Annotated in this window: 19 protein-coding genes and 2 pseudogenes; 11 read left to right on the top strand and 10 right to left on the bottom strand. The window is 67.5% G+C overall.

The window, feature by feature from the left end; translation table 11 throughout:
• The coding region (locus NV1_RS45320; protein WP_218027339.1) for a hypothetical protein at positions 1-186 on the bottom strand (186 nt) is incomplete at its 3' end.
• A 120-nt stretch (positions 187-306) separates the two neighbouring features.
• On the bottom strand, positions 307-3,330 hold the full coding sequence (locus NV1_RS37815; protein WP_157117641.1) for a DUF6924 domain-containing protein: 3,024 nt from the start codon (positions 3,328-3,330) through the stop codon (positions 307-309).
• A gap of 315 nt (positions 3,331-3,645) precedes the next feature.
• Between NV1_RS37815 and NV1_RS37820 the strand changes: the two genes are divergently transcribed.
• Entirely contained in the window at positions 3,646-4,137 is a 492-nt protein-coding gene (locus NV1_RS37820; protein ID WP_067903186.1) for a DinB family protein, read from the top strand.
• Between the two features lie 28 nt (positions 4,138-4,165).
• Here the strand turns inward: NV1_RS37820 and NV1_RS37825 are convergent, their stop codons facing one another.
• On the bottom strand, positions 4,166-5,857 hold the full coding sequence (locus NV1_RS37825) for a DUF885 domain-containing protein (RefSeq protein ID WP_067903189.1): 1,692 nt from the start codon (positions 5,855-5,857) through the stop codon (positions 4,166-4,168).
• A gap of 137 nt (positions 5,858-5,994) precedes the next feature.
• Between NV1_RS37825 and lhgD the strand changes: the two genes are divergently transcribed.
• From lhgD to NV1_RS37840, 3 genes are all read left to right on the top strand, one after another.
• Positions 5,995-7,212, top strand: coding sequence for an L-2-hydroxyglutarate dehydrogenase (gene lhgD, locus NV1_RS37830; RefSeq protein ID WP_067903112.1), 1,218 nt, complete (start codon positions 5,995-5,997; stop codon positions 7,210-7,212).
• Positions 7,213-7,415: 203 nt separating this feature from the next.
• A complete protein-coding gene (locus NV1_RS37835) occupies positions 7,416-8,000 on the top strand; it encodes a hypothetical protein (RefSeq protein ID WP_067903115.1) in 585 nt (194 codons plus the stop codon).
• A 71-nt stretch (positions 8,001-8,071) separates the two neighbouring features.
• Positions 8,072-8,620 carry a thiolase family protein gene (locus tag NV1_RS37840; protein ID WP_245714139.1) on the top strand — a complete coding sequence of 183 codons (549 nt, stop codon included), beginning with the start codon at positions 8,072-8,074 and terminating at the stop codon, positions 8,618-8,620.
• 1 nt (position 8,621) lies between these two features.
• Here NV1_RS37840 and NV1_RS37845 read toward each other — a convergent pair whose 3' ends face one another.
• Both NV1_RS37845 and NV1_RS37850 read right to left on the bottom strand, forming a co-directional pair.
• A complete protein-coding gene (locus NV1_RS37845) occupies positions 8,622-9,893 on the bottom strand; it encodes an acyl-CoA dehydrogenase family protein (protein WP_084526483.1) in 1,272 nt (423 codons plus the stop codon).
• Positions 9,894-9,959: 66 nt separating this feature from the next.
• Entirely contained in the window at positions 9,960-10,805 is an 846-nt protein-coding gene (locus NV1_RS37850) for a TetR-type transcription factor C-terminal domain-containing protein (RefSeq protein WP_245714140.1), read from the bottom strand.
• A gap of 118 nt (positions 10,806-10,923) precedes the next feature.
• Between NV1_RS37850 and NV1_RS37855 the strand changes: the two genes are divergently transcribed.
• The 4 genes and pseudogenes from NV1_RS37855 (at position 10,924) to NV1_RS37870 (ending at position 13,917) form a co-directional block, all read left to right on the top strand.
• Complete coding sequence (locus NV1_RS37855) at positions 10,924-11,967, top strand: phosphotransferase family protein (protein ID WP_067903194.1); 1,044 nt, start codon at positions 10,924-10,926, stop codon at positions 11,965-11,967.
• Positions 11,968-12,131: 164 nt separating this feature from the next.
• Positions 12,132-12,808, top strand: a pseudogene (locus tag NV1_RS37860) (enoyl-CoA hydratase-related protein).
• A 20-nt stretch (positions 12,809-12,828) separates the two neighbouring features.
• A pseudogene (locus NV1_RS37865) lies at positions 12,829-13,361 on the top strand (SDR family NAD(P)-dependent oxidoreductase).
• A gap of 136 nt (positions 13,362-13,497) precedes the next feature.
• Entirely contained in the window at positions 13,498-13,917 is a 420-nt protein-coding gene (locus NV1_RS37870) for an Hsp20/alpha crystallin family protein (protein WP_067903118.1), read from the top strand.
• Positions 13,918-14,014: 97 nt separating this feature from the next.
• On the opposite strand, the gene NV1_RS37875 is transcribed toward NV1_RS37870, so the two are convergent.
• The 4 genes from NV1_RS37875 to NV1_RS37890 all read right to left on the bottom strand — a co-directional run bounded on the left by NV1_RS37875 (position 14,015) and on the right by NV1_RS37890 (position 18,824).
• A complete protein-coding gene (locus NV1_RS37875; protein WP_084526486.1) occupies positions 14,015-14,665 on the bottom strand; it encodes a TetR/AcrR family transcriptional regulator in 651 nt (216 codons plus the stop codon).
• Positions 14,666-14,748: 83 nt separating this feature from the next.
• Entirely contained in the window at positions 14,749-15,066 is a 318-nt protein-coding gene (locus NV1_RS37880; RefSeq protein WP_067903124.1) for a hypothetical protein, read from the bottom strand.
• A 14-nt stretch (positions 15,067-15,080) separates the two neighbouring features.
• Positions 15,081-16,577: a molybdopterin-dependent oxidoreductase gene (locus NV1_RS37885; RefSeq protein WP_067903126.1), complete on the bottom strand. Its 1,497-nt coding sequence runs from the start codon at positions 16,575-16,577 to the stop codon at positions 15,081-15,083.
• A gap of 177 nt (positions 16,578-16,754) precedes the next feature.
• Positions 16,755-18,824 carry a catalase gene (locus NV1_RS37890; RefSeq protein ID WP_067903129.1) on the bottom strand — a complete coding sequence of 690 codons (2,070 nt, stop codon included), beginning with the start codon at positions 18,822-18,824 and terminating at the stop codon, positions 16,755-16,757.
• 207 nt (positions 18,825-19,031) lie between these two features.
• Here NV1_RS37890 and NV1_RS37895 point away from each other — a divergent pair, with 207 nt between their 5' ends.
• Complete coding sequence (locus NV1_RS37895; protein WP_067903132.1) at positions 19,032-19,613, top strand: hemerythrin domain-containing protein; 582 nt, start codon at positions 19,032-19,034, stop codon at positions 19,611-19,613.
• Positions 19,614-19,643: 30 nt separating this feature from the next.
• Here the strand turns inward: NV1_RS37895 and NV1_RS46180 are convergent, their stop codons facing one another.
• Positions 19,644-20,456 carry a Zn-ribbon domain-containing OB-fold protein gene (locus NV1_RS46180; protein WP_245714141.1) on the bottom strand — a complete coding sequence of 271 codons (813 nt, stop codon included), beginning with the start codon at positions 20,454-20,456 and terminating at the stop codon, positions 19,644-19,646.
• 319 nt (positions 20,457-20,775) lie between these two features.
• Here NV1_RS46180 and NV1_RS37905 point away from each other — a divergent pair, with 319 nt between their 5' ends.
• Together NV1_RS37905 and NV1_RS42885 are read left to right on the top strand one after the other, a co-directional pair.
• A complete protein-coding gene (locus tag NV1_RS37905) occupies positions 20,776-22,068 on the top strand; it encodes a diguanylate cyclase domain-containing protein (protein ID WP_067903135.1) in 1,293 nt (430 codons plus the stop codon).
• Between the two features lie 125 nt (positions 22,069-22,193).
• Positions 22,194-23,267: a DUF3349 domain-containing protein gene (locus tag NV1_RS42885; RefSeq protein WP_169813515.1), complete on the top strand. Its 1,074-nt coding sequence runs from the start codon at positions 22,194-22,196 to the stop codon at positions 23,265-23,267.
• The last annotated feature ends 258 nt before the right edge of the window (positions 23,268-23,525 follow it).

Raw genomic sequence — 23,525 nt, forward strand, 5'->3', positions numbered from 1 at the left:
GCGCTGAGACCTCTTGTCGCTGCGATGGTTGCTCTGCTGCATCGGGCGATTCCCAGCACTTTCGGCGCCCGCTCTTTTCCAGTAGGGCCCCGGGATCCATTGCTGGGCAATGCCTCTCCCCGTCCGGTTTCGTCCGTTTTCTGCGCGGTCGAAATTCGCCAGTGCATCGCGTTCGGTGATCGCCACTTACGTGGGTCCGTCTTCGGCGACGATGACAAGTCGAACTCGGGCGCTGCTTCGATGTGGGACTGCTGCGCGAATCGCCACCAGCAGACCGACCGCAGCGGGTGGGCAGCCGCATTCCGCTCACGTCATGCGCTCATACACCCCCTCGTCGGCGAAGTCCTCGAAATCCATATTGGCCAGGTCCAGGTTCGTGCTGATCTCGATCGCTGCGTCGGGTAGCAGCCGGAACTGGGTGACGAACTCCTCCTCGTCCTCCTCGAAGGGGAGGCCGTTCCATTCGGTCGTCACGGCCAGCAGCGGGTTTCCGGGCCGGTGCATGGTGACGTCGTCGGCGATGAATATCGCCCCCGGTGTCTGTGGCTGGGGCAGTGCCGCGCAGACCTCGCGCAGCACCTGTTCGGTAGGAGCTCCCGCCAATCGGGGATCGGTGATCGTGTGCGGATCCACCGGATCGTTGTCCAGCCACGGCGAGCGGATCTCCTCGAGTACCCGGCGCCACGCGTCGTCGTCGGTGAAGTCGGTGCGGACCACCAGCGGGGTCATACTCTCCCATCCATCGATCGCCAGGAGCGGCCCCGTATCGGGGGCGGGCTCATCGGGTTGGGGCGCCAGCACGCCGCCCAGTAGTTCGCCGCCCAGTTCGGCTGCGCCGGGCACGATTTCGGCCGTGCGGAACAGCAGCGTGTGCAGGTGCTGGTCGTGCATGATTTCCGCCAGCGCCGCGGCGACCTCCGGCACCTTGCCGCCCTTGCGTCGATGCGGGAACTCTCGGAATTCGCTCACGAGTTCGCCGCTGTGATGGACGCTGAAGGCCGCGAAGCCGCACTCTTCGTCCGGTTGACGCACGGTCGCCACCCAGGGCACAGAGGTCGCCACGGGCAGATCCGGATCGTCGCTCATCAGTAGAACGTGCGTGCCAACCGCCAGTGCCGCGACGATGGTCCCGCCGTCCGGATGCGTTGCGTCCCTGTGTCGTTGGAGCTCGGTCCAGGTCCCTGCCACCGGTGTGACACCGAACTGCCCGAGCAACTCGCGTGGGGTGGTGTGCCGGGCCACCGCCACGCTGTGACCGCGGCCGATCAGCGTGGTGAACCAGGCGGCGAGGGCGGCGTCCGGCGCCGGCTCGGCGGTACGGACCGGGCCGGGTCGCTGCGCGCGGGGGCACGACGCCCACACGACCTCGCCCGCCTGGTCGCGCAGTTCGGCCGCGCCGCGCTCGACGACGAGCTCCACGCCGGGGCCGGAAATCTGTTGCAGCACAGCGCCACTGAGGTCGCGCAGGCGCAAGAAACCGTCCTCGTCGAGGATCAGCACGTTCTCGGTGTCGGGGAACGCATCCCAGTGTGAGGTGCGGCCCTGCACGATGATCCGCACCACGCGACCGTCGTGGAACAGTACGGTCGACCCGTCGGCACTGGTCAGCGACTGCCCGTACAGACTTTCGCCGCGGCGCAGGATCGATCCCCGGGGCGCCGGGCGGGATGCGTCGCCCGCGGGCACGTCGGGGATTCCCGAACTCCACATCACCTCGCCGTGCGTATCGGTCAGGGCGAGCTCACCGCTGTCGCGCAATTCCAGCCGCCGCACACCCAGCCACGCCGTGCCGGTGCTCCAGACGTGATTGCCGCGGTGGTCCCAGGCCACCAGATCGCCGTCCGGCCCGAGACACAGCAGACTCGAGGACGGCGAATCGCTGATCCACACCCGGTTGCGAGTGAGGTTGTCCCGCACCGCGAACGTCGGTTCGTACGGCGAGTGCAGTGCCGTGAATCGCCCCGACGGCGAGGTCAGGGACTGCATCGACAGGCTGCCGCCCAGCGGCAGCCACGACCCTCCCGGCTGCGGTCGTGACGCCTCGTCCGGTGAGGTCTCTCGTGCCGCATCCGCCTGAATGGGGTTCGGCAGCGGGGCTTCTGGTGACATAGGCCGGAGCTCGCCGGGCCGCATCGGCGCGTGCTGCTGCGGCAACCGCTGGGAGAGGGGCTGCGTCGAGGGCGATCGGAAGGGAGTTGCCGTGCGGGCGAGCGTTCCTGCCGCCGCATCGCTTGCCGACGGCGCGGCCGCGTTACCAGGATCTCGCACGGCCCTATCTTTGGATGGCGCTCCTGCTGCGATGCCCCCGGATGGCGCTCCTGCTGCGATGCCCGAAGATGGTGCTGCCCGGGTGCTGGATTGCGGTGCTGCCGTGTCGCCGGGCGGCGGTGTAGCAGGTCTCGCCGGGACGACAACGGTGCCCCGATACGCGACGGGCATGAGCCCGGCGGGGCGGCGAAAGCCGCTGAAACCGTCGTCGACCAGGAATTGCACGGTCTGCAACTGCAGGTGCGGCGATCCGTGGTTGCCGGTGATGTCCAGGCGATAGTGCGTGAAGTCACCGGGCTCCGCGATCCGGTAGCTGCGGGACCGGTGGCGCCCGGGAAACGACTGACCGGAACGGATATCGATTGTGCGCCAGCGCTTTCCGTCCGCCGAACCGCGCAGCGTCCACGCCGCCGGATCGCGGTCGGGTGCGTCGTCGGCGGAGGTGAGAACGTACTGATCGACCGCGATCGGCTCGGCCAGCTGGAACTCGAGCCGGGCCCGGCTCCGCTCGGCGAACCATTTGTCGGTCGATGGGTGCAGCAGATTCGCGGCCACCTCGCCGGCCTCGCGATATTCGGCGCTGGCCCGGACGCCGGATACGAGGTGGCCGACATCCCGCGACAGCAGCACGATCGAACAGGTATCGCCCGACGCGCTGGACCACTCCACCGATTCCGGTCCGGATTCGCCACCGTCGTGGATCGAGATCCGCAACCGACCGGCCGAGCTCCCGACGTCGAGAGCCGTTGTCCCGGTATCGAACTCGAACTCACGTCCACCGGGCGGGACCGGTGCGTTTCGGTCGTCGAGTTCGCCCCGCAACTCCTGCGCCTCGCCGGCGCCGTCCCGCCGATGCCCGTAGCAACTCGCCAGATCGGGCGCGAAGCCCAGCGCGGACCGGGCTCCGTCCCGGCTGCCCCAGGACAGCTGCGCGAGCGTCACGCGATCGCCGTCGCTCACCCGCACCGACAACCGTGCCGCGGGTATCCACTCCGTAGCGCCCCAGGCGCGCCGCCACATCCGAAACGCGAACGCACCCACCTCGTCCGACACCGTCCCCACCGATCCTCCTCATCACATCCGGACACCGGAACGGATGTCCGGTGGCACCTCGTCGCACGCGTAACGCGGCGAAAGTCATTGTTGCAAGCTCGATTTCGGAATCACGCGCCGAAACTCGCGCGGCCGAACATCCGAGTGCGGGACCGAGCATAGGCCCGGGCGCCGACACATTCGTGCCGAGCGGCATCGCCCCCGGTCAGCGCCCTGCTCCGGATTCGGGTCTGCGATGATGTGCACGCGGACGACGATCCGTTCGGCCGGGCCGAATGCGGCTGCGCCCCCGCCGATCCGCGACATCGAGAGAATCGAGCTGACATGACATGGTCGAGACCGCTGCTCACCACCGGCGGCGAGCGCCGACTGTTGGAGGGGATGCTCGATCGCAACCGAGCGCAACTGGTCGGCACGCTGCGTGGTCTGTCCGAGGCGGATGCCCGGCGGCGGCTGGTCGCGTCGATGACCACGCCGATCGGATTGGTCAAACACGCGGCCGTGGCCGAGCGGATCTGGTTTCAGCACATTCTGGCGGGGGTGCCCAAGGATGCCTGTGACGGCGGCACGACCTCGGGGGACGCGAGCTTCGTCGTCGGCGATGCGGAGACCGTCGCCGATGTGATCGCGGAGTTCGAGCGTGTCAACGAACGCTCGCGTGCGATCGCCGGCGGCTTCGACCTCGACGAGATCCGGACGCATCCCGGCCTCGGCGAGGTCAGCCTGCGGTTCATCTACCTGTTCCTGATCGAGGACTTCGCCCGGCACTGCGGCCACGGCGACATCCTCCGCGAGCAGATCGAGCACCCGCGGTAGTCGCCGGCCCGCCGAACGCGAATCGCACTCAGAGCCGGGAGAGTTCGTCCACCAGATCGTCCAGGCCCAGGGAGCCCTGGGAGAGGGCGGCCATATGCCAGGCCTTGAGGTCGAAGGCGTCGCCGTGGCGCGCCCGGGCGTTGTCGCGGCCCAGGAGCCAGGCGCGTTCGCCGAGTTTGTAGCCGATCGCCTGGCCCGGCATGGTGAGGTAGCGGGTCAGTTCGCTTTCCACGAAATCGGCTGGGCGGCTGCTGTGTGCGCCGAAGAACTCCTGGGCGAGTTCGGGTGTCCAGCGGTCGCCGGGGTGGAACGGGGAGTCCGCGGGAATCCGCAGTTCCAGATGCATGCCGATGTCCACGATGACCCGCGCGGCGCGCATCATCTGGGCGTCGAGGTAGCCCAGGCGCTGTTCGGCGTCGGTGAGGTAGCCGAGTTCGTCCATGAGTCGCTCGGCGTACAGCGCCCAGCCTTCGAGGTTCGCGCTGACGCCCCCGACGGTGGCCTGGTAGCGGGAGAGGTTCTCCGCGACGTGGACCCACTGTCCGAGCTGGAGGTGATGTCCCGGAACGCCTTCGTGGTACCAGGTCGAGACGAGGTCGTAGACCGGAAAGCGGTTCTGTCCCATGGTCGGCAGCCAGGTGCGGCCCGGACGGGAGAAGTCCTCCGAGGGCTGCGTGTAGTAGGGCGCCGCGGCGCTGCCGGGCGGCGCGATGCACGACTCGACGCGACGCACCCGCTCGGCGAGGTCGAAATGCGTCCCGTCGAGGTCGTCGATGGCCTGATCCATCAAGCCTTGCAGCCAGTTCCGGACCTCGTCCACGCCCTCGATGTGCCGGCCGTGGTCGTCCAGATACGCGAGTGCGGCCCACGGCGTTTCGGCGCCGGGCAGGATCTTCTCCGCCTCGCGCTTCATCTCGTCGAGCAGGCGATGGAACTCGGACCAGCCGTACGCATACGCCTCGTCCAGGTCCAGATCCGCGCCGTTGAAGTAGCGCGCCCAGCGCGCGTAGCGTTCGCGGCCCACCGTATTCGGCGCGCCCTCGATCGCTGGTGCGTACACATCGCGGATCCAGTCGCGCAACTCGACGACGGCGGCGCTCGCGGTGCGGGCGGCGGCGTCCAGCTCCGCGCGCAGCGATTCCGGGCCCGCGGCCGCGAAGTCCTCGAACCAGCTGCGGCCCTTGCCATCCGGGTCCGTCCACTCGGTGAGCTGCTGGACGAACGTGGCGGTCGGGCGCGGCGCGGCGTACAACTCGCGCCGCAGACCGAGTGCGAGGGATTCGCGGTAGCCACCCAGGGCGGCGGGCACGGCGGTCAGCCGTTCGGCGATCGCCGCCCAGTCTTCGTCGGTCTCGGTCGGGGACACGGTGAACACCTCGCGCACCGAATGGGCGGGCGTGGCGATATTGCCCACGTGCCGCAGGCCTTCCCCGGCCTCGTGGACGGCCAGCTCCGCGGTGAGCCGCTCCCGCAGCAGACGACCGCACCGGCGCTCGACGTCACTGTCCGCGCCGGGCTGTCGTTCGGCCTCGTCGAGCCGGGCCAGGGTCTGCCGCGCCAGCGCGGCCAGGGCCTCCTGACCCGCGGGTGACAGATCGGGCAGTCTGCTCGAACTCTCCGGTACACCAAGGTAAGTGCCGGTCACCGGATCGAGGGCGATGAGTTCGTCGACATAGGCGTCGGCGACCTGCCGGGGCAGCGGATTCATGGTGTGCGACATGTGGTCCATCCTCGTACGCGCCCGCCGCACATGTCACTTCGATCGCGTCGCCGACGCCGCCGGGCGCGAACACGTCCGGTGTGACCGGAAGATACCGTGGAGACTCCCCGCGGCGCGGGGGGAAAGGAACAGCCGTCATGTCCGTGAAGACGACAGCGATCATCGGCGGGGGCATCATCGGCCTGGCCGTGGCACGCGAGATCACCCGGCGAGCCCCCGGCGTCGAGGTCACCGTTTTCGAGAAGGAGACGGCGGTGGGCGCACACCAGACCGGGCACAACAGCGGTGTCGTCCACGCGGGCCTGTATTACGAGCCGGGGAGCCTCAAGGCGGTGCTGTGCCGTCGAGGGGTGGGATTGCTCGAGGAATTCGCGCGCCGGCACGACATCCGATACGACAGGTGCGGGAAGCTGGTCGTCGCGCAGAAGGCCGAGGAGCAGGCGCGGCTGCACGGCATCCACGAACGCGCGGTGGCCAACGGCGTTCCGGGCGTCCGGATGATCTCGGCGGCGGAAATCCCCGACATCGAACCGAACGCGCGCGGCCTGGCGGCCCTGCACTCGCCCGAGACGGCCATCGTGGACTATCCGGCGGTGGCTCGGGCCCTTGCCGCCGAGATCGAAGCCTCCGGCGGCAGCGTCCGGCTCGGTCGCCGAGTGCGCCGGATACAGGAGCGCCCGGGCGAGGTTCTGCTGCACAGCGACGGTTCGGCCGAGTCGTTCGATCTCGTGATCGCTTGTGCCGGACTGCAATCCGACCGATTGGCGGTGTCCTCGGGCGAGCCCGCCTATCCCCGGATCGTGCCGTTCTACGGCGACTATTTCGTGCTCGACGCCGCGAAGACGGATCTGGTGAAGGGGCTGATCTACCCGGTTCCCGATCCGAGATACCCGTTCCTGGGCGTGCATCTCACCCGTACCGTGGACGGCACCGTCGTACTCGGCCCCAACGCGTTCCTGTCCCTCGGCCGCGAGACCTACCGCCGCGGGCGCATTTCCGTCGCGGACACGTTGAGCGCCATCGGATTTCCGGGATTCTGGCGGTTCGCGGCGAACAATGTCCCGGCCGCGATACGCGAGACGCGCACGGCCTTCAGCACCCGCTCCTTCGTGGCACAGGCGCGCGTCTACGTCCCCGCGATCACCGCCTCGGATGTGCACCGCGGCCCGCGCGGGATCCGAGCCCAGGCCATGAACCGGGACGGCAGCCTGGAAGACGATTTCGCCATCAGCGGCACCGCCCGGACCGTGCACGTGCGCAACGCCCCCTCGCCCGGCGCGACGTCCGCACTCGCCATCGCCGAACACATCGTGCGTGAGGCCCTCGGCCGCCTCGACGTGCCGACATCGCGGTAGCTCGTCCGCCGGGGCCGGTGACCCGGCCGAGCGGGTAGCGGGCGCACGGGGACACGTAGCGGACCACGTAGTAGCCACGGTGCCGCCGAAACCGTTGCGCGGCAATCTGTCCTGGAGACGTGATCCTGCACACAGCGGGGCGATCGAAAGGATATCCATGACAATCGCGACAGCGGAGCCGGACGCTCCTGCCGGCATCGATCGTGGAGGAACGTTTCGAGGAAGTGCTCGACGAGATGTCGATCATCCGCAAAGAGCTCGGATATCCGGTGATGGCGACACCGTTCTCCCAGCTCGTCGGTACCCAGGCCGTGCTGAACGTGGTGACCGGCGACCGGTACTCGGTGGTCCCGGACGAGGTCCTGCTGTACGTGAACGGCTGCTACGGCGATCCCGTCGCACCCCTGGACCAGAACGTCCTGGACAAGATCATGGCCGGGCCCAAGGCGAAGACCTACGCCGAGTGGGAGCCGCCGCAGCCGGAGCTGCCCGAACTCCGGAAGAAGTTCGGCGGCAACATCTCCGACGACGAACTGATCCTGCGCCTGCTGGTGCCCGAGCGCGATATCGACCTGATGCGCTCGACACCGCCACGGACCGTCGACTACGGACTGACCAGTCGCGAGATGGCCAATATCCGCAAACTGATCTCCATGGTCGGCGGCGCGGCGCGCAGGTGTGCCCGCGGATTGTCCAGGCCGTTGGTCTTGTTCTTCACCGCGACCGCCGCCAATTGCTCGCGGGTCAGTCCGTGTACGTCCATGTACCGGACCGCCGTCAACGCGTAGAGGCCGGGAAGCGGTAGTCCGGTCGCATCGAGGCGGTCCTGTCGTCGCGGCCGATCGCCGACCCGCTGACCATGTTGCAGTGCTGCCCCACGACCGACGGTTCCGGCGCGATCGTCGTGGGCGCGGGCCGCCGAACGTCCCGCGACATCCTCGTCGAGTCGTCCGCGATGGTGTCCGGACGTCCGTGGGACCACCGCAACGACGACGTGTGGGGATTCTCCTGCGTGCGCCGGGCCGGAGCGCAGGCGCTGGCCGAAGCGGGCCGAAGTATCGAGGAGATCAACGTCTTCGAGGTGCACGATGCCTTCACCATCGGTGAGATCACGACTCTCGAAGCGCTCGGCGTCGCCGAGGTGGGCGGGGGCGGCGAACTGGCCGTGTCCGGGCATACCGCGCGCTCGGGACCGCAGCCGGTCAATCCGAGCGGCGGCCTGTTGTCCCGCGGTCACCCGCTCGGTGCGACGGGAACCGCTCAGTTGGCCGAGATCGTCTGGCAGCTCCGCGGCGATGCCGGGCGTCGCCAGGTGCGCCGGCACGAGGTGGGCATGGTGGAAACCATGGGCGGAGGTGCCGCTGGAATGGACGGAAATGCTTGTGTCGTAACGGTTTTGTCCACATGACTCAATAGGCACCGCCGGACGCGGTGGTCCTGGAACGCGGGGCGCTCGTCGAGCCGATGGCGGTCGTATCGCGCCGGAGTTCACTCTTCGCGATCGCCTGGAGGTGCACTTCGTCCGGGCCATCGAACAGTCGCATCGCGCGATGCCAGGCGTACATAGCGGCGAGCGGAGTCGTATCGGTGACTCCGGCGCCGCCGTGTACCTGGATGGCGCGATCGATGACGCGCAGAGCGGTGCGCGGAACCGCGACCTTCGCCATGGCGACCAGATCCTTGGCCGCTTTGTTGCCGCTGACGTCGATGACGTGGGCCGTATGGTGGCACAGCAGCCTCGCCTGGTCGATCTCGATGCGCGATTCGGCGATCTGCTCGCGCACGACGCCCTGCTCCGACAGCGGTTTACCGAAGGCGACACGCTCTTTCGCGCGTGCCACGAGTAACGAGAGCGCACGTTCCGCCGCGCCGAGAGCGCGCATGCAATGGTGGATGCGGCCCGGCCCGAGTCGCGCCTGCGCGGCGGCGAACCCGCCGCCCTCCTCGCCGATGACGTTCTCGACCGGAACGCGCACATCGGTGAACAAGACTTCCGCGTGGCCGTGTTGATCGTGGTGACCCATCACGGGGTAGTCGCGAATCACCTGCACGCCCTTGGTGTCTCGCGGTATCAGCACCATCGTCTGCTGCCGGTGGACCGGTGCGGTGGGGTCGGTCTTGCCCATCAGGATGAAGAACGCGCAGCGCGGGTCCATCGCGCCACTGGTCCACCATTTGCGTCCGTTGATCACGTACTCGTCGCCGCCGCGTTCGATCCGGGTCGCGATATTCGTCGCGTCGCTGCTGGCGACATCGGGTTCGGTCATGGCGAACGCGGATCGGATATCGCCCGCGAGCAGCGGCTCGAGCCAGTCTCGCTTTTGCTGCTCGCTACCGAGCAGATGCAGCAGTTCCATATTGCCGGTGTCGGGGGCCTGTCCGTTGATCGCCTCCGGCGCGATTTCCAGGCTCCACCCGGACAGTTCCGCGATCGGTGCGTACTCGAGCTGAGTCAGGCCGGAAGCCGCGGGCAGGAACAGGTTCCACAGGCCCGCGGTCTTCGCATGCTGCTTCAACTCTTCGACGATCGGCGGCACGACGTGGTCGTCCGGTCCGGCCTCGCGACGCCACGTCAGGTATTCGGCTTCGGCCGGCAGCACACGCTCACGCATGAATCGTGCCATCCGCTCATGCAGCTCCGCCGCCCGCTGCGAGGGCGCGGGGAGTTCGTACCCGGTCATGAACACCTCCTGAACAAGACCGATCAATTGATCGGTACTGAACTATAGGGCGGCCCGGCCGAGGCGTCAACGAGGAACGCGGACGATATCGCGGGCGAACTCGATGTACTGCCGGGCGACCGCGTCCGGAGTGAGCTCGCCGGCGGGCGACCACCACTGCGGCAGTGCGGTGCACAGGGTCACCACCGCGCGGGCGGCTTCGCGCGGCAGCGGGGTGCGCATCGCGCCCCGGCGGCACCCTTCGACGACCTCGTCCTCGACCATCTGCTGCACGTCGCGCCGTGCCGCCGCGATTCGAGTTCGATGCGGCTCGTCCAGACTGCGCATCTCGCTGGCTCCGATGAAGCCGAGTTCGCGTCGATGAGTGTGGAAGAGGGCGAGGCATTCGACGAGTCGCTCGAGCCGCTCGACCGGACCGTCGCCCTCGGCGCGCGCCGCGCGGCAGCGTTCGCGCAGATCGTCCATCGTCAGGTCCAGCAGCGCGACGAGCAGATGCTGTTTGGTCGGCCAGTGGTGATACACCCCGGCGACCGAAAGCTCTGCCCGGTTGGCGATTTCGCGGATCGTCGCGCCGTGATAGCCGAGTTCGACGAAGGCGTTCAGCGCGCCGGTGATGGGGGCGGGAAGCTGTAGCGGCGGAAAATCCCGCCAGCGGAGGTCGTTCTCGTCCGGCGGCGCGCCGCGCAGTTCGGCGGGGTCGGCGCCGAACAGCCGCGCCGCGCCGGTGAGCCGGTCCTCGGAGATTCGCGCGAGTCCGTTCTCGATCGCGCTCCAGGTGCCGACGCTCACCCCGATCTCCGGAGCGACGTCCCGGATGGTGAGCCCCTTCGCCTGCCGGGCCGCGCGCAGCCGCCGCCCGAGCAGTTCGCGCTCCTCGTCGGCATTTCGTTCCGGCAGCTCTCGTGTGGTCAATCCAAGCTCCTTTCGCGGCGGGACGAGCCTAGTCGCCGTTGACATCGCCGGAGCTGTCAGCTAGCTTTCAGTTCTGTTCAATTCTACCGGACGATCGCTCGGTTTCAGGACGATGTTCATGTCGGCTCCGGCTATTCCCGGAATCTCTGTACCTCAGCTCGAAGACTTCATTCGCGCCGAGATTCCCGATCTGCTCAACGGCCCGTTGCGGGTAGAACTGCTCTCCGGCGGTCGGTCGAATCTGACCTATCTGCTGGCGGACGGCACGGCCGAGTGGGTGCTGCGCCGCCCACCGCTGGGGCATGTGCTCGCCACGGCGCACGACATGGATCGCGAATACCGGATGTTGCGCGCGCTGCACCCCACCGCCGTCCCCGTTCCGGAACCGTTGATCATCGCGGGCCCGGAAATCATCGGCGCGCCTTTCTACATCATGGAGTTCGCGCGCGGGGTGGTGCTGCGCGATCGTGAGCAGCTCGACCGGATCAGTGCCAAATCGGATGATCTCGCCACGGAGCTCGTCGACACGCTCGGCCGGCTGCACGGGCTCGATCCGGATGCGGTGGGCCTGGGCGATCTGGGGCGTCCGGAGGGGTATCTCGAACGGCAGTTGCGTCGTTGGGACGCCCAGGTCGCGGCCTCGCACAGCCGGGAATTGCCGGATCTGGTGGATCTGGGGGAGCGCCTCGCCTGCGCGCTGCCGTTCGGCCGGTCGTCAGCGCTCGTGCACGGCGATTATCGTCTCGACAATGTGGTGGTGGATCCCGGCGACGCCCGCGTCGTGGGCGTGCTCGATTGGGAAATGGCCACCCTCGGTGACCCGCTGACCGATCTGGCCTCGATGGTGGTGTGGTGGGACGGTTTTCGCGGATTGGACAGCCCCGTCGCCGCGGTGCCCGGTGACGTGCCCGGATTCCCCGCCGCCGACACGCTGGTCGAGCGGTACGCCGCCCGAACCGGTTGCGATCTGTCCGAATTCGGGTGGTATCTGGGGTTCGCCTACTACAAGATCGCCGCGATCTTCGAAGGTATTCACTACCGCACCCAGCACGGCCTGACCGTCGGGGAGGGCTTCGAACGTCTCGGCGCGCTGGTCCCCGCGTTGATCGAACGCGGTCAGGCGGCGTTCGCCGAATACGCCGGACCCAGGCGTTCCGGGTGAACCGCTCCGGCATCGTGACGGTTCGCCGAGAGGTATCGAACGCTGTGAACGAGACAACCGCACCTGGGGACGCACCGACGGCGCCGGTGTTGCTCGATGTCATCGGGCCGGTGGCGCATCTGGTGTTGAACCGGCCCCGCCGATCCAACGCGATCGACCAGCCGATGGCTCGGGCCCTCGCCCGCGCGGTGGCCGAGATCGAGCAGTCGCCGCACGTGAAGGCGGTGCTGCTGCGGGCGGAAGGTGACAACTTCTGTGCCGGAGGCGATCTGGACGCAATGGCCGCCGCGTCCGACGCCGGTGCGTTCATCGCCGAGCTCGCCGACGAAATGCACCGGGCGTTGACGGATCTGGCGAATCTGGCGATCCCGGTCGTCGGCGCGGTGCAGGGCGCCGCGGCGGGGGCGGGGCTCGGCCTGGTGCTGGCCGCCGACCTGGTCCTGTGCGCCGAATCGGCGCGTTTTCGCGCCGCCTATCCGGGGGTCGGGCTGAGCCCGGACTGCGGTGTGAGCTACTGGTTGCCCCGGACCTGGGAACGGGCCGTGCCATGCAGATGTTGTTGTGCAACAGGGTGATCGACGCGAACGCGGCCTGGGAATGGGGTCTGGCGGGCAGCATCGTCCCCAGCACCGAGCTGGATTCCGAGGCGCTGGCGGTGACCGCTGCGCTGGCGGGTGCGTCGGCCACCGCGCTCGGCCAGACGCGGCGGCTGGTCCGTGCCGCCGCTGCCCGTTCTCTGAGCGAACATCTCGGCGACGAGGCGGTCACGATCTCGCGGCTCGCCGGCGGCGCGGATGCGCGCGGCCGAATCGAATCCTTCACCGCCGGACGGCGAGCATAGCCAAATTGAGAGGGAATGCTTTGAACGACAACAGTTTCCATGGTCGGACGATGGTCATGTCCGGTGGCAGCCGGGGCATCGGGTACGCGATCGCCGCGGAGTTCGCGGCGCGCGGCGGCAATGTCGTACTGCTGGCCAAGACCGATACGCCCGACCCGCGGCTGCCCGGCACGCTGCGTTCCGCGGTGGCCGACATCGAATCGGCGGGCGGCAGTGCCGTCGGCGTGGTCGGCGATGTTCGCAAGGACGACGATGTCGACCGGGTCGTGCGGACGGCGGTCGAGCGATTCGGCGGCATCGACGTCTGTGTCAACAATGCCAGCGTGCTTACTCTGTCCGGCACCGAGGACCTGACGGGGCCGAGGCGGCCGCGCACGCCCGCGACCCGAAGATCATGGCGGATGCGGCGATGTGGATCTTCGGCGATGCGGCCCGATACGCGAACCGTTGTGTGCTCGACGTGGACGTGCTCGCCGAAGCGGGAATCACCGACCTGAGCCCGTACGGGGGACAGGTGCCGCTGGAGTACGACATTTTCGTGGATCCGCGCTGACGGCTACGTGATTCGCGGCCCGGTGGAGCTCACTCCTTGCACTCTCCTCAGTAGAGTGCTAAAAAAATCTTAGCCAGTCCACTGAGATTTTCTGAGCGCCCTCGATGGAGATTGGAGTGAGTTGGAGGTGGCTACCATGTTGATGCGCACCGATCCGTTCCGTGACCTGGATCGTTTGACACAGCAGATGTTCGGCACGCCGGCCCGCCCGGCGGCGATGCCGATGGATGCCTGGCGCGAGGGGGAGGAGTTCTTCGTCGAACTCGATCTGCCCGGCATCGACCCGGATTCGCTGGATCTGGATATCGAACGAAATGTGGTCACCGTGCGGGCCTCGCGCCCGGAACTGGATCAGGGGCGTTCGATGATCGCCGCCGAACGCACGCGTGGGGTGTTCAGTCGGCAACTGTTCCTGGGCGAGAATCTCGACACCGACGCCATCCGCGCCGATTACCGCGACGGTGTGCTGCGCCTGGTGATCCCGGTCGCGGAGAAGGCCAAGCCGCGCAAGATCGAGGTCGCCCGGCACGACCAGCGTCAGGCCATCGACGTCTGACGTCGAGATTTCCGGGGAATCCGTGATGGTGCGCGCGGGCCGGGGGCATCCCGGCCCGTGTCGACTACCGGCACTTTCACAATCGGCGCCGAGGTGATTACGTTATCGCCTCGGAGGCCGGACGCCGATCCTCGGCGGAGATCGGACGTTCGGCCAGCTGAACCCCCGCCAGGCCCGTCCAGCACAAACTCGCGGTCGTGGCGACGGCATCGCGTTTTGCCAGGGGTTTACCGGTGGCCACCCAGTCCCGCGCACAGGATTGGGCGATGGCGACCAGCTCCGTGGTGATCAGCCAGCCCTGTTCGGCCTGCGGCATCCGGTACGGCTCCAGCGCCCGCGCGAGGGTGTCGATGCACATGGCCGCGGCCTGCTGCGCCATGCGCTGGGCCGACGGCTCGTCGGCCACCGAGGCGCCGGCCAGCAGGGCGGCGCTGCGCGGGTGGATGTCGGCGAAGTCGAATACCGCGGTCACCGTGGCTTCCACGACCGAGCGCATCCCTTCGGCGCGGTCGAGAGCGGCGGTCAACGTCTCGCCCAGCACCTGGACCGCCTCGTGCAGGACCGCCAGATACAGCTCGAGCTTGCTCGAAAACGACTTGTACAGAACGGGTTTGCTGATCCCGGACCGGCACGCGATCTCGTCCATGCTCGCCGCCCGGTAGCCGCAAGCCGCGAACAATCCCGCCGCCGCGGCCACGATCGCCCGCCGCCGCTCCTGTCTGGCCTTCGCCATTCTGCTGTCCGCCATGCCTGCCTCCTGGCTCCGACCGTACCGGGCTCGGCTCCCGGGCTCGCACCCATGCCCACATTGGAGCCGGCGAAGGCATCCGATCAGTCCGTCCACGCACGGGTGAGCCTGGCGGACACCGCCTCCGGCGGCGCGGGCCAATGCGCGACGAGTTCGTCGGCCTGCTGCCGTAGTGCCTCCAGAATGCTGCCGTCCGGCCGGCCGCGGGCGAGTTCGGTCGCCAGATGCACCAGTTCGCGCTCCACCGGTGCGGGCAGCGCGCCGAGCAGGTCGCTGAGGTGCTGGGCGTGGGCCTTCTCGTCTGGCGGCGCGCCGGGGCCGCGGCCTTGAAGAACGGCCGCGCGGGCGCGGCTCACCAGATGCTGGGTCGGATTCGCGGCTTGTTCGACCGGACCTGTCACGGTGACGCCTCCGATCAGATTCCGGGCGCGTTGACGTAGTGGAGCTGGTCCTCGCGGTATCCGCCCTGGCCCATACCGATTTCGGTGATGTCGTCGACGAATTCGACGGCCTTGATCCACTTGACCATCTTGTAGCCGAGTTGATTCTCCAAGCGCAGCCGAAGTGGGGCGCCGTGTTCGATCGGTAGCGGCGCACCGTTCATCTCCATCGCCAGAATCGCCTGCGGCGCACGCGCGATGGCTATCGGAATCGCCTCGTAGAAATAGCCGTAACGGCCGCGGCCCTCGGTGAGTGCCTTGTCGTCCATCGCGTAGAACACGACGTGGGTCACCGATGCGGCGGGGCGGACCCTGTCGATCAGGGCGGCCAACGGGACTCCACCCCATTCGGCGATGCCGTTCCAGCCTTGAATGCAGTTGTGATTGGTGATCTGCCGGGTCATGCCCAGTTCGGCGAGTTGCCGCAGGGAGATCGTCATCGGATGAGCGACCAGGCCGCCGACCGGCAGGCGATAACCGCGAAAGGCGTCCGCGGCGAGTTCGCGATAGCTCTCGTCCGTCGGAGGGTAACCGTTCACGCGATGATATTCGGAGATCTGCCGCCTGCGGTACCGCTGTCGTGGTCGGCCCATCTTCGACACCGCGTATTCGAAGCGGTGCACGAGGACGCCCAGCGTCCGCCGGGTGCCCCGTGGATATGCCAGGCTCAGCACGGTGGCGAGAATGTGGATGATCACGATCGTGAGCAGGATCGACGATCCGACCACGGTCGCGACAGTGTGGTTCGCCTCGGCCGACCCCAGGAATATCTTCGCGAATTCGCTCGGAATACCGTGCACCGCAACCATGAACACGTGGATCGCGATGAATGCCAGCAGGGCGCACATACCCAGGAAGTGAATGCTGCGCGCGCCCTGTTTTCCGCCGAACAACCGGCCGTACCACGGGAATCGCGCCAGCACCGCGGGGGACATCGCCGCACCCGAGGCGATCTGGACCGGGCTCAGGATGAAGATCACCGCGAAATAGGTGAGTTTCTGGACCGCGTCGAACGGCTCACCGGACAATTGCGGCGCCAATTGGAAATGCAGATAGGTGCCGATATCGCGCACCGAGTCAGGGAAGATGCTCCAGTGCCGGGGGATCAGATACTGCCAGTAGCCGCTGGTGAAGACCATTACGACGTAGACCAGCCCGGTGACGATCCAGAATTGGACGGTCAGGAAATGCCAGTGCCGGCCCAGGCCCAGATTGTTGCGGCCGGGCAGCGCGATGACCGGATGCCAGGACTCCTCCTCGTCGAGCGACACCCACGGGCGCCGGGAGTCGCTTCCGAAATGTTTGCGGGACAATCGAAGCCATTCCCGTCCGGGGGGACAGCCATCGTTCCAGTAGAACTTCGGCATCGAGGAGAGCACCTCGACGCCCGAACGCATGAGCAGCGTGACGAACAGAATGTTCAGAGCATGTGTGACGACCACGAACATCGGGAAGTGCGGAACCTGACCCATCGCATGCGTCCTGTCAGCCGAACAGTTCGTGTCCGACGAACCTCCTTCCACCGTCGTTCCGATGACCGTCTGCCCACTTGCCGTCGTGGTAAACAGGCGGCGTCCGCTTCCAGGGCGACCACCACACGTCTGGCTGCCGCCATGGCTTTCAAGCAGTTCGCGGTTTCGCGGTTTCGATCACCCGGCGAACCGGGTCCAGTACCGGACCTCGCGGCAGCGCGTGACGAAGTCGGCGGCCGAGGTGCCGGGCGCGGAGAGATCGACGAAGCCCGCATCGAGTTCGGTCAGTCCCGCCGCGGTGAACAGCGCAGCGGCTCCGCTGTGGGCGACGAACTTGCAGTGGGCGTACGCGTCGCTGACGAAATCGCGTGCGGGCGGCAGCGATGCGAGCTGTGCGGCGCCCTCGTCGGTGGCGAGGACGGCCACGGCGTCGTAGACCACGGAGGGCGCCCCGTCGAGCTTCTCGTCCGCCTCGATCCGCTCGCCGTCGGCGGTGACGATGCCGCCGACCTTCATCGCGATGATCTCGAGGATCGCCTTCTCGGCGGTGACCGCCTCGCGCAACGCGGAGATCAGTTTCCCGTCCACGCCGTCGGTGACCAGGATGCCGAACTTGCGGCCCGCGAACGTCTCCGGGCCGTTGCGCAGGATGCTCAACGCCGGCGACTCGGGCAGATCGGTGCGCGTTTCGCGCGCAGCGGGCAGGGGCTCGGGCAGGTCGGGCAGCCCGAGGCCGTCGCAGACCGCCGTGGCCAGATCCTCGTCGACGTTGCGCAGCGCCGCCACCACCCGCCGGCGAATATCCACGCGCTCGCACTTGCTCAACTCGAAGACGAATCCGGCGATGATGTGCCGCTGCTCCACCTCGGTCTGGCTCGCGAAGAATTGCCGGGCCTGGCTGTAGTGGTCGGCGAAGCTTTCCGCGCGCAGTCGGCGCTTGGGGCCCGAAACCGTCTCGGGAACGGAGGTGAACCCTCGTTCGGGATCCTCGCGCGGGCCCTTGATCTCCGACGGCCACGAATTGGGTTCGTAGTTGACCCGATTCGTGGGGTTGACCGTCGCCATGTGGCCGTCCTGCTGGAACGTCGCGAACGGGCATTTGGGCGCGTTGACCGGCAGATGGGTGAAGTTCGGGCTGCCCAGACGTTTGAGCTGGGTGTCCAGGTAGGAGAAATTCCTGCCCTGCAAGAGCGGGTCGTCGGTGAAATCGATTCCCGGAATGATGTTCTGGGTGCAGAAGGCGACCTGCTCGGTCTCGGCGAAGAAGTTGTCCACCACCCGGTCCAAGACGAGCTTGCCCACCCGGCGCACCGGAACCTGTTCCTCCGGAATGATTTTCGTCGGATCGAGGATGTCGAATTCGAAGTTGTCGGCGAATTCCTCATCGAACAACTGCATGCCGAGTTCCCACTCGGGGAAGTCGCCGGACCCGATCGCATCCCACAGGTCGCGCCGGTGGAAGTCCGGATCGGCGCCGTTGATCTTCAACGCCTCGTTCCACACCACCGACTGCATGCCCTGCTTCGGCTTCCAGTGGAATTTGACGAAGGTCGAGCGTCCCTCGGCGTTCACCAACCGGAAGGTGTGCACCCCGAACCCTTCCATGAAGCGGAACGAGCGGGGGATCGCGCGGTCGGACATGATCCACAGCAGCATGTGGGTCGACTCGGGCGTCAGCGAGACGAAATCCCAGAAGTTGTCGTGCGCGGTCTGAGCCTGCGGGAAGCCGCGGTCGGGCTCCTGTTTGGCCGCGTGGACCATATCCGGGAATTTGATGGCGTCCTGAATGAAGAAGACCGGGATATTGTTACCGACCAGATCCCAGTTGCCCTCCCCGGTATACATTTTCACCGCGAACCCGCGGACGTCGCGGGCCAGGTCGAACGACCCCTTGTTCCCGGCGACCGTCGAGAATCGGACGAACACCTCGGTGCGGCGACCGGCTTCGCGGAACGGGTCGGCGACGGTCAGGTCCCGCAGCGGCTCGTAGTTCTCGAAATAGCCGTGTGCCCCGAAGCCGCGAGCGTGCACGACACGTTCGGGAATGCGCTCGTGGTCGAAATGAAAGATCTTCTCGCGGAAGTGGAAATCTTCCAGCAGCGCCGGGCCGCGTTCACCGGCACGCAGGGTGTTCTGGTCGTCGCCGACCACGACACCCTGTTGGGTGGTGAGTCGTACGTCGTCTCCGGATGCCTGCTGGTGGGTTTCCCCGCCGTTGCCTGGTCGACCTGCATTTCCGTCGGTCATACCGTGGTCTCCTGTCGGGTGTGCGTCGAGCCGTTCGGATCGTCCGCGGTCACATACGGCCGCGAATTCTCGGAGTTCACAAGCGGCGCATGCCCGCCGCGACGGAGACGAAACGTGCGCGTCCGGCGGATCGGCGGGGTGTTTTTCCGGCTTCGGGCCGGGTAGCCGCTCGACGCCGCACGACGAGCCGGAAAGGAAATGCTCCGTATGGATGTCTTGACTGTGCTGCTCACCGACCACAACGTGGTGCTGCGCATGCTGCGATCACTCGAACGCGGCCGCGGCCGGGGGGAGGCCGAGCAAACCGCTCGTGCCGAGCTGGTGACCAGTCTGGTGATCACCGAATCCGGGCACGAAGCGGTGGAGGAACAGTATTTCTGGCCGCTGGTCCGGAAAATGGTGCCCGACGGTGACGTGCTGGCCGACCACGCCATCGATCAGGAGAAGGCGGGTAAATACCTGCTGCAGCGACTGGAGAACGGGCCCGTCGGCAGCCCGGAATTCGAGGAGGCGCTGGCGAGGTACATTCCCGCGGCGCGCGAGCACATCAATTTCGAACAGACCCGGGTCTGGCCGCTCCTGCGGCAATTCTGTTCGGCCCAGCAGCTCGAGGTGGTCGGGGAGAAGATGGTCGCGGCCAGGAAGCTCGCCCCCACCCGTCCGCATCCGAAGGCTCCGGCCAATCCGGCCGTGCAGAAGGCCGGCGGAATCGCTGTGGCCGCCTTGGACCGGGTGCGCGACCTGGTGACCGTGCGCCGTAACCGCCGGCCGACGGGACCGTGGATCTGAGCCCGGGCCGGGCCGGCCGGTGTTCGCCCGTTACGGCGAAGTGGAATCCGGGTAGATCTGCCAGCCCCAGGACAGCGCGTCCAGCAGATTTCGTTTGAAGGTGCGTGCGGTGCTGTTGTCGCCGACGCGTGGTCGCAGGTTCTCCCGGATCGCCTGGACGAACCGCCACCGGGTGATGCCGAAGGCCACCAGCAGCTCCTCGGCGCTCGCCCCGCCGAATGGCGCCCATTCGATCGCGAATCGGATCAGTGTCCGGGCTTCGGCGTCGAGCGATCTGGATGTTGCCAGGAAATCGCACTGATGCAGGCAGGATCGGACCCATATCGGGTCGCAGGGTCTCTCCCGGGTCGCCTCGGGCATCGACTTCTTTCCTCTCCGGCGGTTCGAATGGTTCATCTGCCGGCTGGGAGATGGGCCGGCCGGGACGGGAGGGGCGACCGGAATGGTGGTGAACACCGGGAACCTGTCGGGAATCGCCTCCGGGGTGAATGTCACTCGCACCGGCCGGTCCGACGGCGGGGGGACTTCACCCGCGATCGTCGTGTAGATCCACGGGCCGTCGTCGAGTTCGACGATGGCGATCGTGGATGCCTCCCACTCGCCGGAATCGGCATCGTTCCTCGGGCGATGCACGACCTTCCACGACACGATCGAACCGTTGCCGCAGGACATCACCCATTCCAGCGCCGTGGATCGGCACGCGGTGCAGGTGCGGACCATCGGCGCGAGCCGCAACCCGCAGGCGATACAGCGCCTGATCATCAACGCCTCGCCGCGGTGCGGACGGGCGGTATCGTGAACGGGTTCCGGCCGGGTCGGCTGGTACGGGTCGTGAAGGTCCATCGGAGTCCTTCGGTGATCGCGGCAACAATATGTCCAGGTAAAGGGTCGGCCGCGCGACGCGTCCACACATCGGCAGATCTACCGGGTACATACCTATTTCCGGAACCGCCGCTTCGCACCGGGGCAGTTCGCCCATCTCGGTCCGTCGAAGGCCCTCTACCTGCACTGTTGTGACGATCTTCACAAATTCTCCGTACTGGCGATAATTCCCGCGACTGGGATCGGCGCGCGCAGTAGGTTTGAGGTGTTCTGTTGTCTACAGGTCGTGGGGTTCGTTCTCGGAGTGGAGTGGTCCGCGAGTGGCCCGTCACCGAGGAGAATGTGGGTGGATGACGTCGAGGGGGTGCTGGCCAAGGCTTGGTTGAGAGCCTTGGCACTCGATGGTGCGGGGCCGGAGTCGGCCGTGTCGGCGCATCGCCTGCTGCGCGGCCTGATCATCGAGTTGCTCGCCGCGCTGCACACCGACCCCTTCGACCCGGCGGCAGGTGCGCAGGTCGGGCGGGCTCTGGTCGCGGCGCAGTGGACCGGGCAGGACGTTCCCTCGACCTCCGCGGGGGTGTTGTATCGGCTCGCCGACCATTGTCAGCATCCCGATGCCTCGTCCAGGCTGGCGGCATTGCTCGCCGGTCTGGGACAGGGGCATCAGGCCGGATTGTACGATCTGCACGGCTTCGATCAGCGCCACGGCGGGCCTGCGCGCGAAGCGGAGGCCGAGGCGCAGAACTCGCGATTCCGTATGGCGTTCGACAATATCGCCGCCGCCGTCGCGATCGGGGACACCGAAGGCAGACTGCTGGAAGCGAACAACGCGCTGGCCGAGATGATCGGCGTCCCGGTCGATTCCCTGCACGGGATATCGGTCTACGACTTCGCCCACCCCGACGACCAGGAGCAAATCCGGAATCTGTTGTACGAGAAGCTGGTTCCGACTCGTTCCGGCACGGTCACGATGGAGCACCGGCTGGTGCGCGCCGACGGCAGCATCGGATGGATGTCGTTCGCCATCACCTACGTCCCGGGCGTCAACGGCGAGCCCGATTACCTCCTGGCGGTGGGCGGGGACGTCACCGAACTGCACGAGCGGCACGAAGAGCTGCATCGCGAGGCTCGGCACGACCCGCTGACGGGGCTGCCCAACCGCCGGCTGCTCGCGGAGCGGGTCAGCGAGCTGACGGCCACCGCCCGCCCCGACGACCGGGCCGTATTCTGTTTCGCGGACCTCGATCACTTCAAGGTGATCAACGACCGCTACGGCCACAACGTCGGGGACAAGGCCCTCATCGCCGTCGCGAAACGCATGCGCACGGTCATGCGTGAGCATGATTGCCTGGTGGCGCGCATCGGCGGTGACGAATTCGTCGTTCTCGTCCCGCCCCCGGCCAGCACCTCGCGGACCTCGATCATCGCCGATCAGCTGCTCTCGGCGCTGGCGGCGCCGATCACCATCGACGGTCACGAGCTGCGGATGTCGGCCAGTATCGGCGTCATCGTGACGCCCATTGCCGGAGCCGACGCCGAATCCCTGCTCGCCGCCGCCGACACCAGCCTCTACTACGCGAAAACGAATGGCAAAGGTCACTGGGTGCTGCAAAACCTCGACGCTCCCGCCTGACCGGGCATCGAATTCGGCGGCCGGGCCGATGTACTCGGCGCGGTGACTGCGGCAGACTTCCCATCGAGGCCGTCGCGACGTCGAGATGAACGTGCGTTCACCGCGCACGGTAAGGGAGGTCAGTGGTGGAGTGGTCGGACCTTCTGGCCCGGATCGTGGCGTGGTTGCGGGCGGGATATCCGCAGGGAGTGCCGACGCAGGACTATGTGCCGCTGCTGGCGGTGCTGGGACGCCGGTTGAGTGAGGAAGAGATCGGTCAAGTGGTGGACCAGCTGATCGTGCAGGGGGCGCTTCCGGCCGATCGGGTCGATGCCGGTGTGGCGATCACCCGCCACACCCACGAGCTGCCCAGCGAATCGGATCTCGCGCGAGTGCGTGATCGGCTCCGGTCGGGCGGCTGGCCGGTCGGCGGCGACTGGCAGCCGCCCGCGCCCGAGCCTGCCGCCGAATCCGCTCCGGCGCTGGGCGTTGCGTCCGACGCGGACGAGCAGGGCGGGGATCGGTCCGAGACGCGGATCGAGTACCACGAGAACCTGCGGCAGCTGGCCGAGTTGTTGCACGAGATGTGCCTGCGGGACCGGGCTGTGGTCTCGGCCGCGACGAACGCCCTGGTCGCCGGCGATCTGGAACAGGCGCAAGCCGCGATCGACAGCGGTGGTGCGGTCGAGGCGATGGCGCGGCGCGCCGAAGCCGAGGCGGTCCGGCTGCTTTCTTCGCAGGCGCCCGCGGCCGGGGATCTGCGGCAGCTGGTGACCGCGGTGCAGCTGACCGGCAACCTGCAGCGAATGGCGGTGCTCGCGACGCATATCGCCACCGCCGCGCGTCGTCGCCACCCCGACTCCGCGGTCCCCGAACCGGTGCGGCCGTTGATCGATCGCATGGGCAGCGTTGCGGTGGCGATCACCACCAGCGCGGCGGCGGTGCTCGAGGCGCCGGCCCGCGGGACCGCGAACATGCTCGAGCGGCAGGACGACCTGATGGATCACCTGCACGAAGATCTACTGGCCACGGTCCTGGGCCCGGCATGGGATCACGGGATCACCGCCGCGGTCGATATGACGCTGATCGGACGCTATTACGAGCGTTTCGCCGACAACGCAGTCGAGGTCGGCCGCCGCACCATTCTGCTGGCCACCGGCGAAATTCCCCGCGCCCGCCGCCCGAGCGCCCTCGAGGAGAGTTCGGATCCCGAGGAGTAGATCTCCCCGTCGGTGAGCCCGGAAAGGGCCGACGGCGGATGTGAAGTGTTGCCGGTTCCCGAGTTTCGCGTTGTCGCGCGGGCTCCCGTGCCTGGGGCTGGTGTGCCCGGTGCGGCGGGTCTTTCGGCCCTGTGGGCGTGCCGCCGCCGGAGCGACGCTGGGAGAACGTACATCGTCCGGTGAGTCGGATGGTGACAGTCCAGCGGGAGAACTCATGGATGCAATGCTTTTTCACGGGCCGGGGAGCTCGGGATGGGA

The sequence above is a fragment of the Nocardia vaccinii NBRC 15922 genome (assembly GCF_001613305.1).
Lineage (GTDB): Bacteria > Actinomycetota > Actinomycetes > Mycobacteriales > Mycobacteriaceae > Nocardia > Nocardia vaccinii.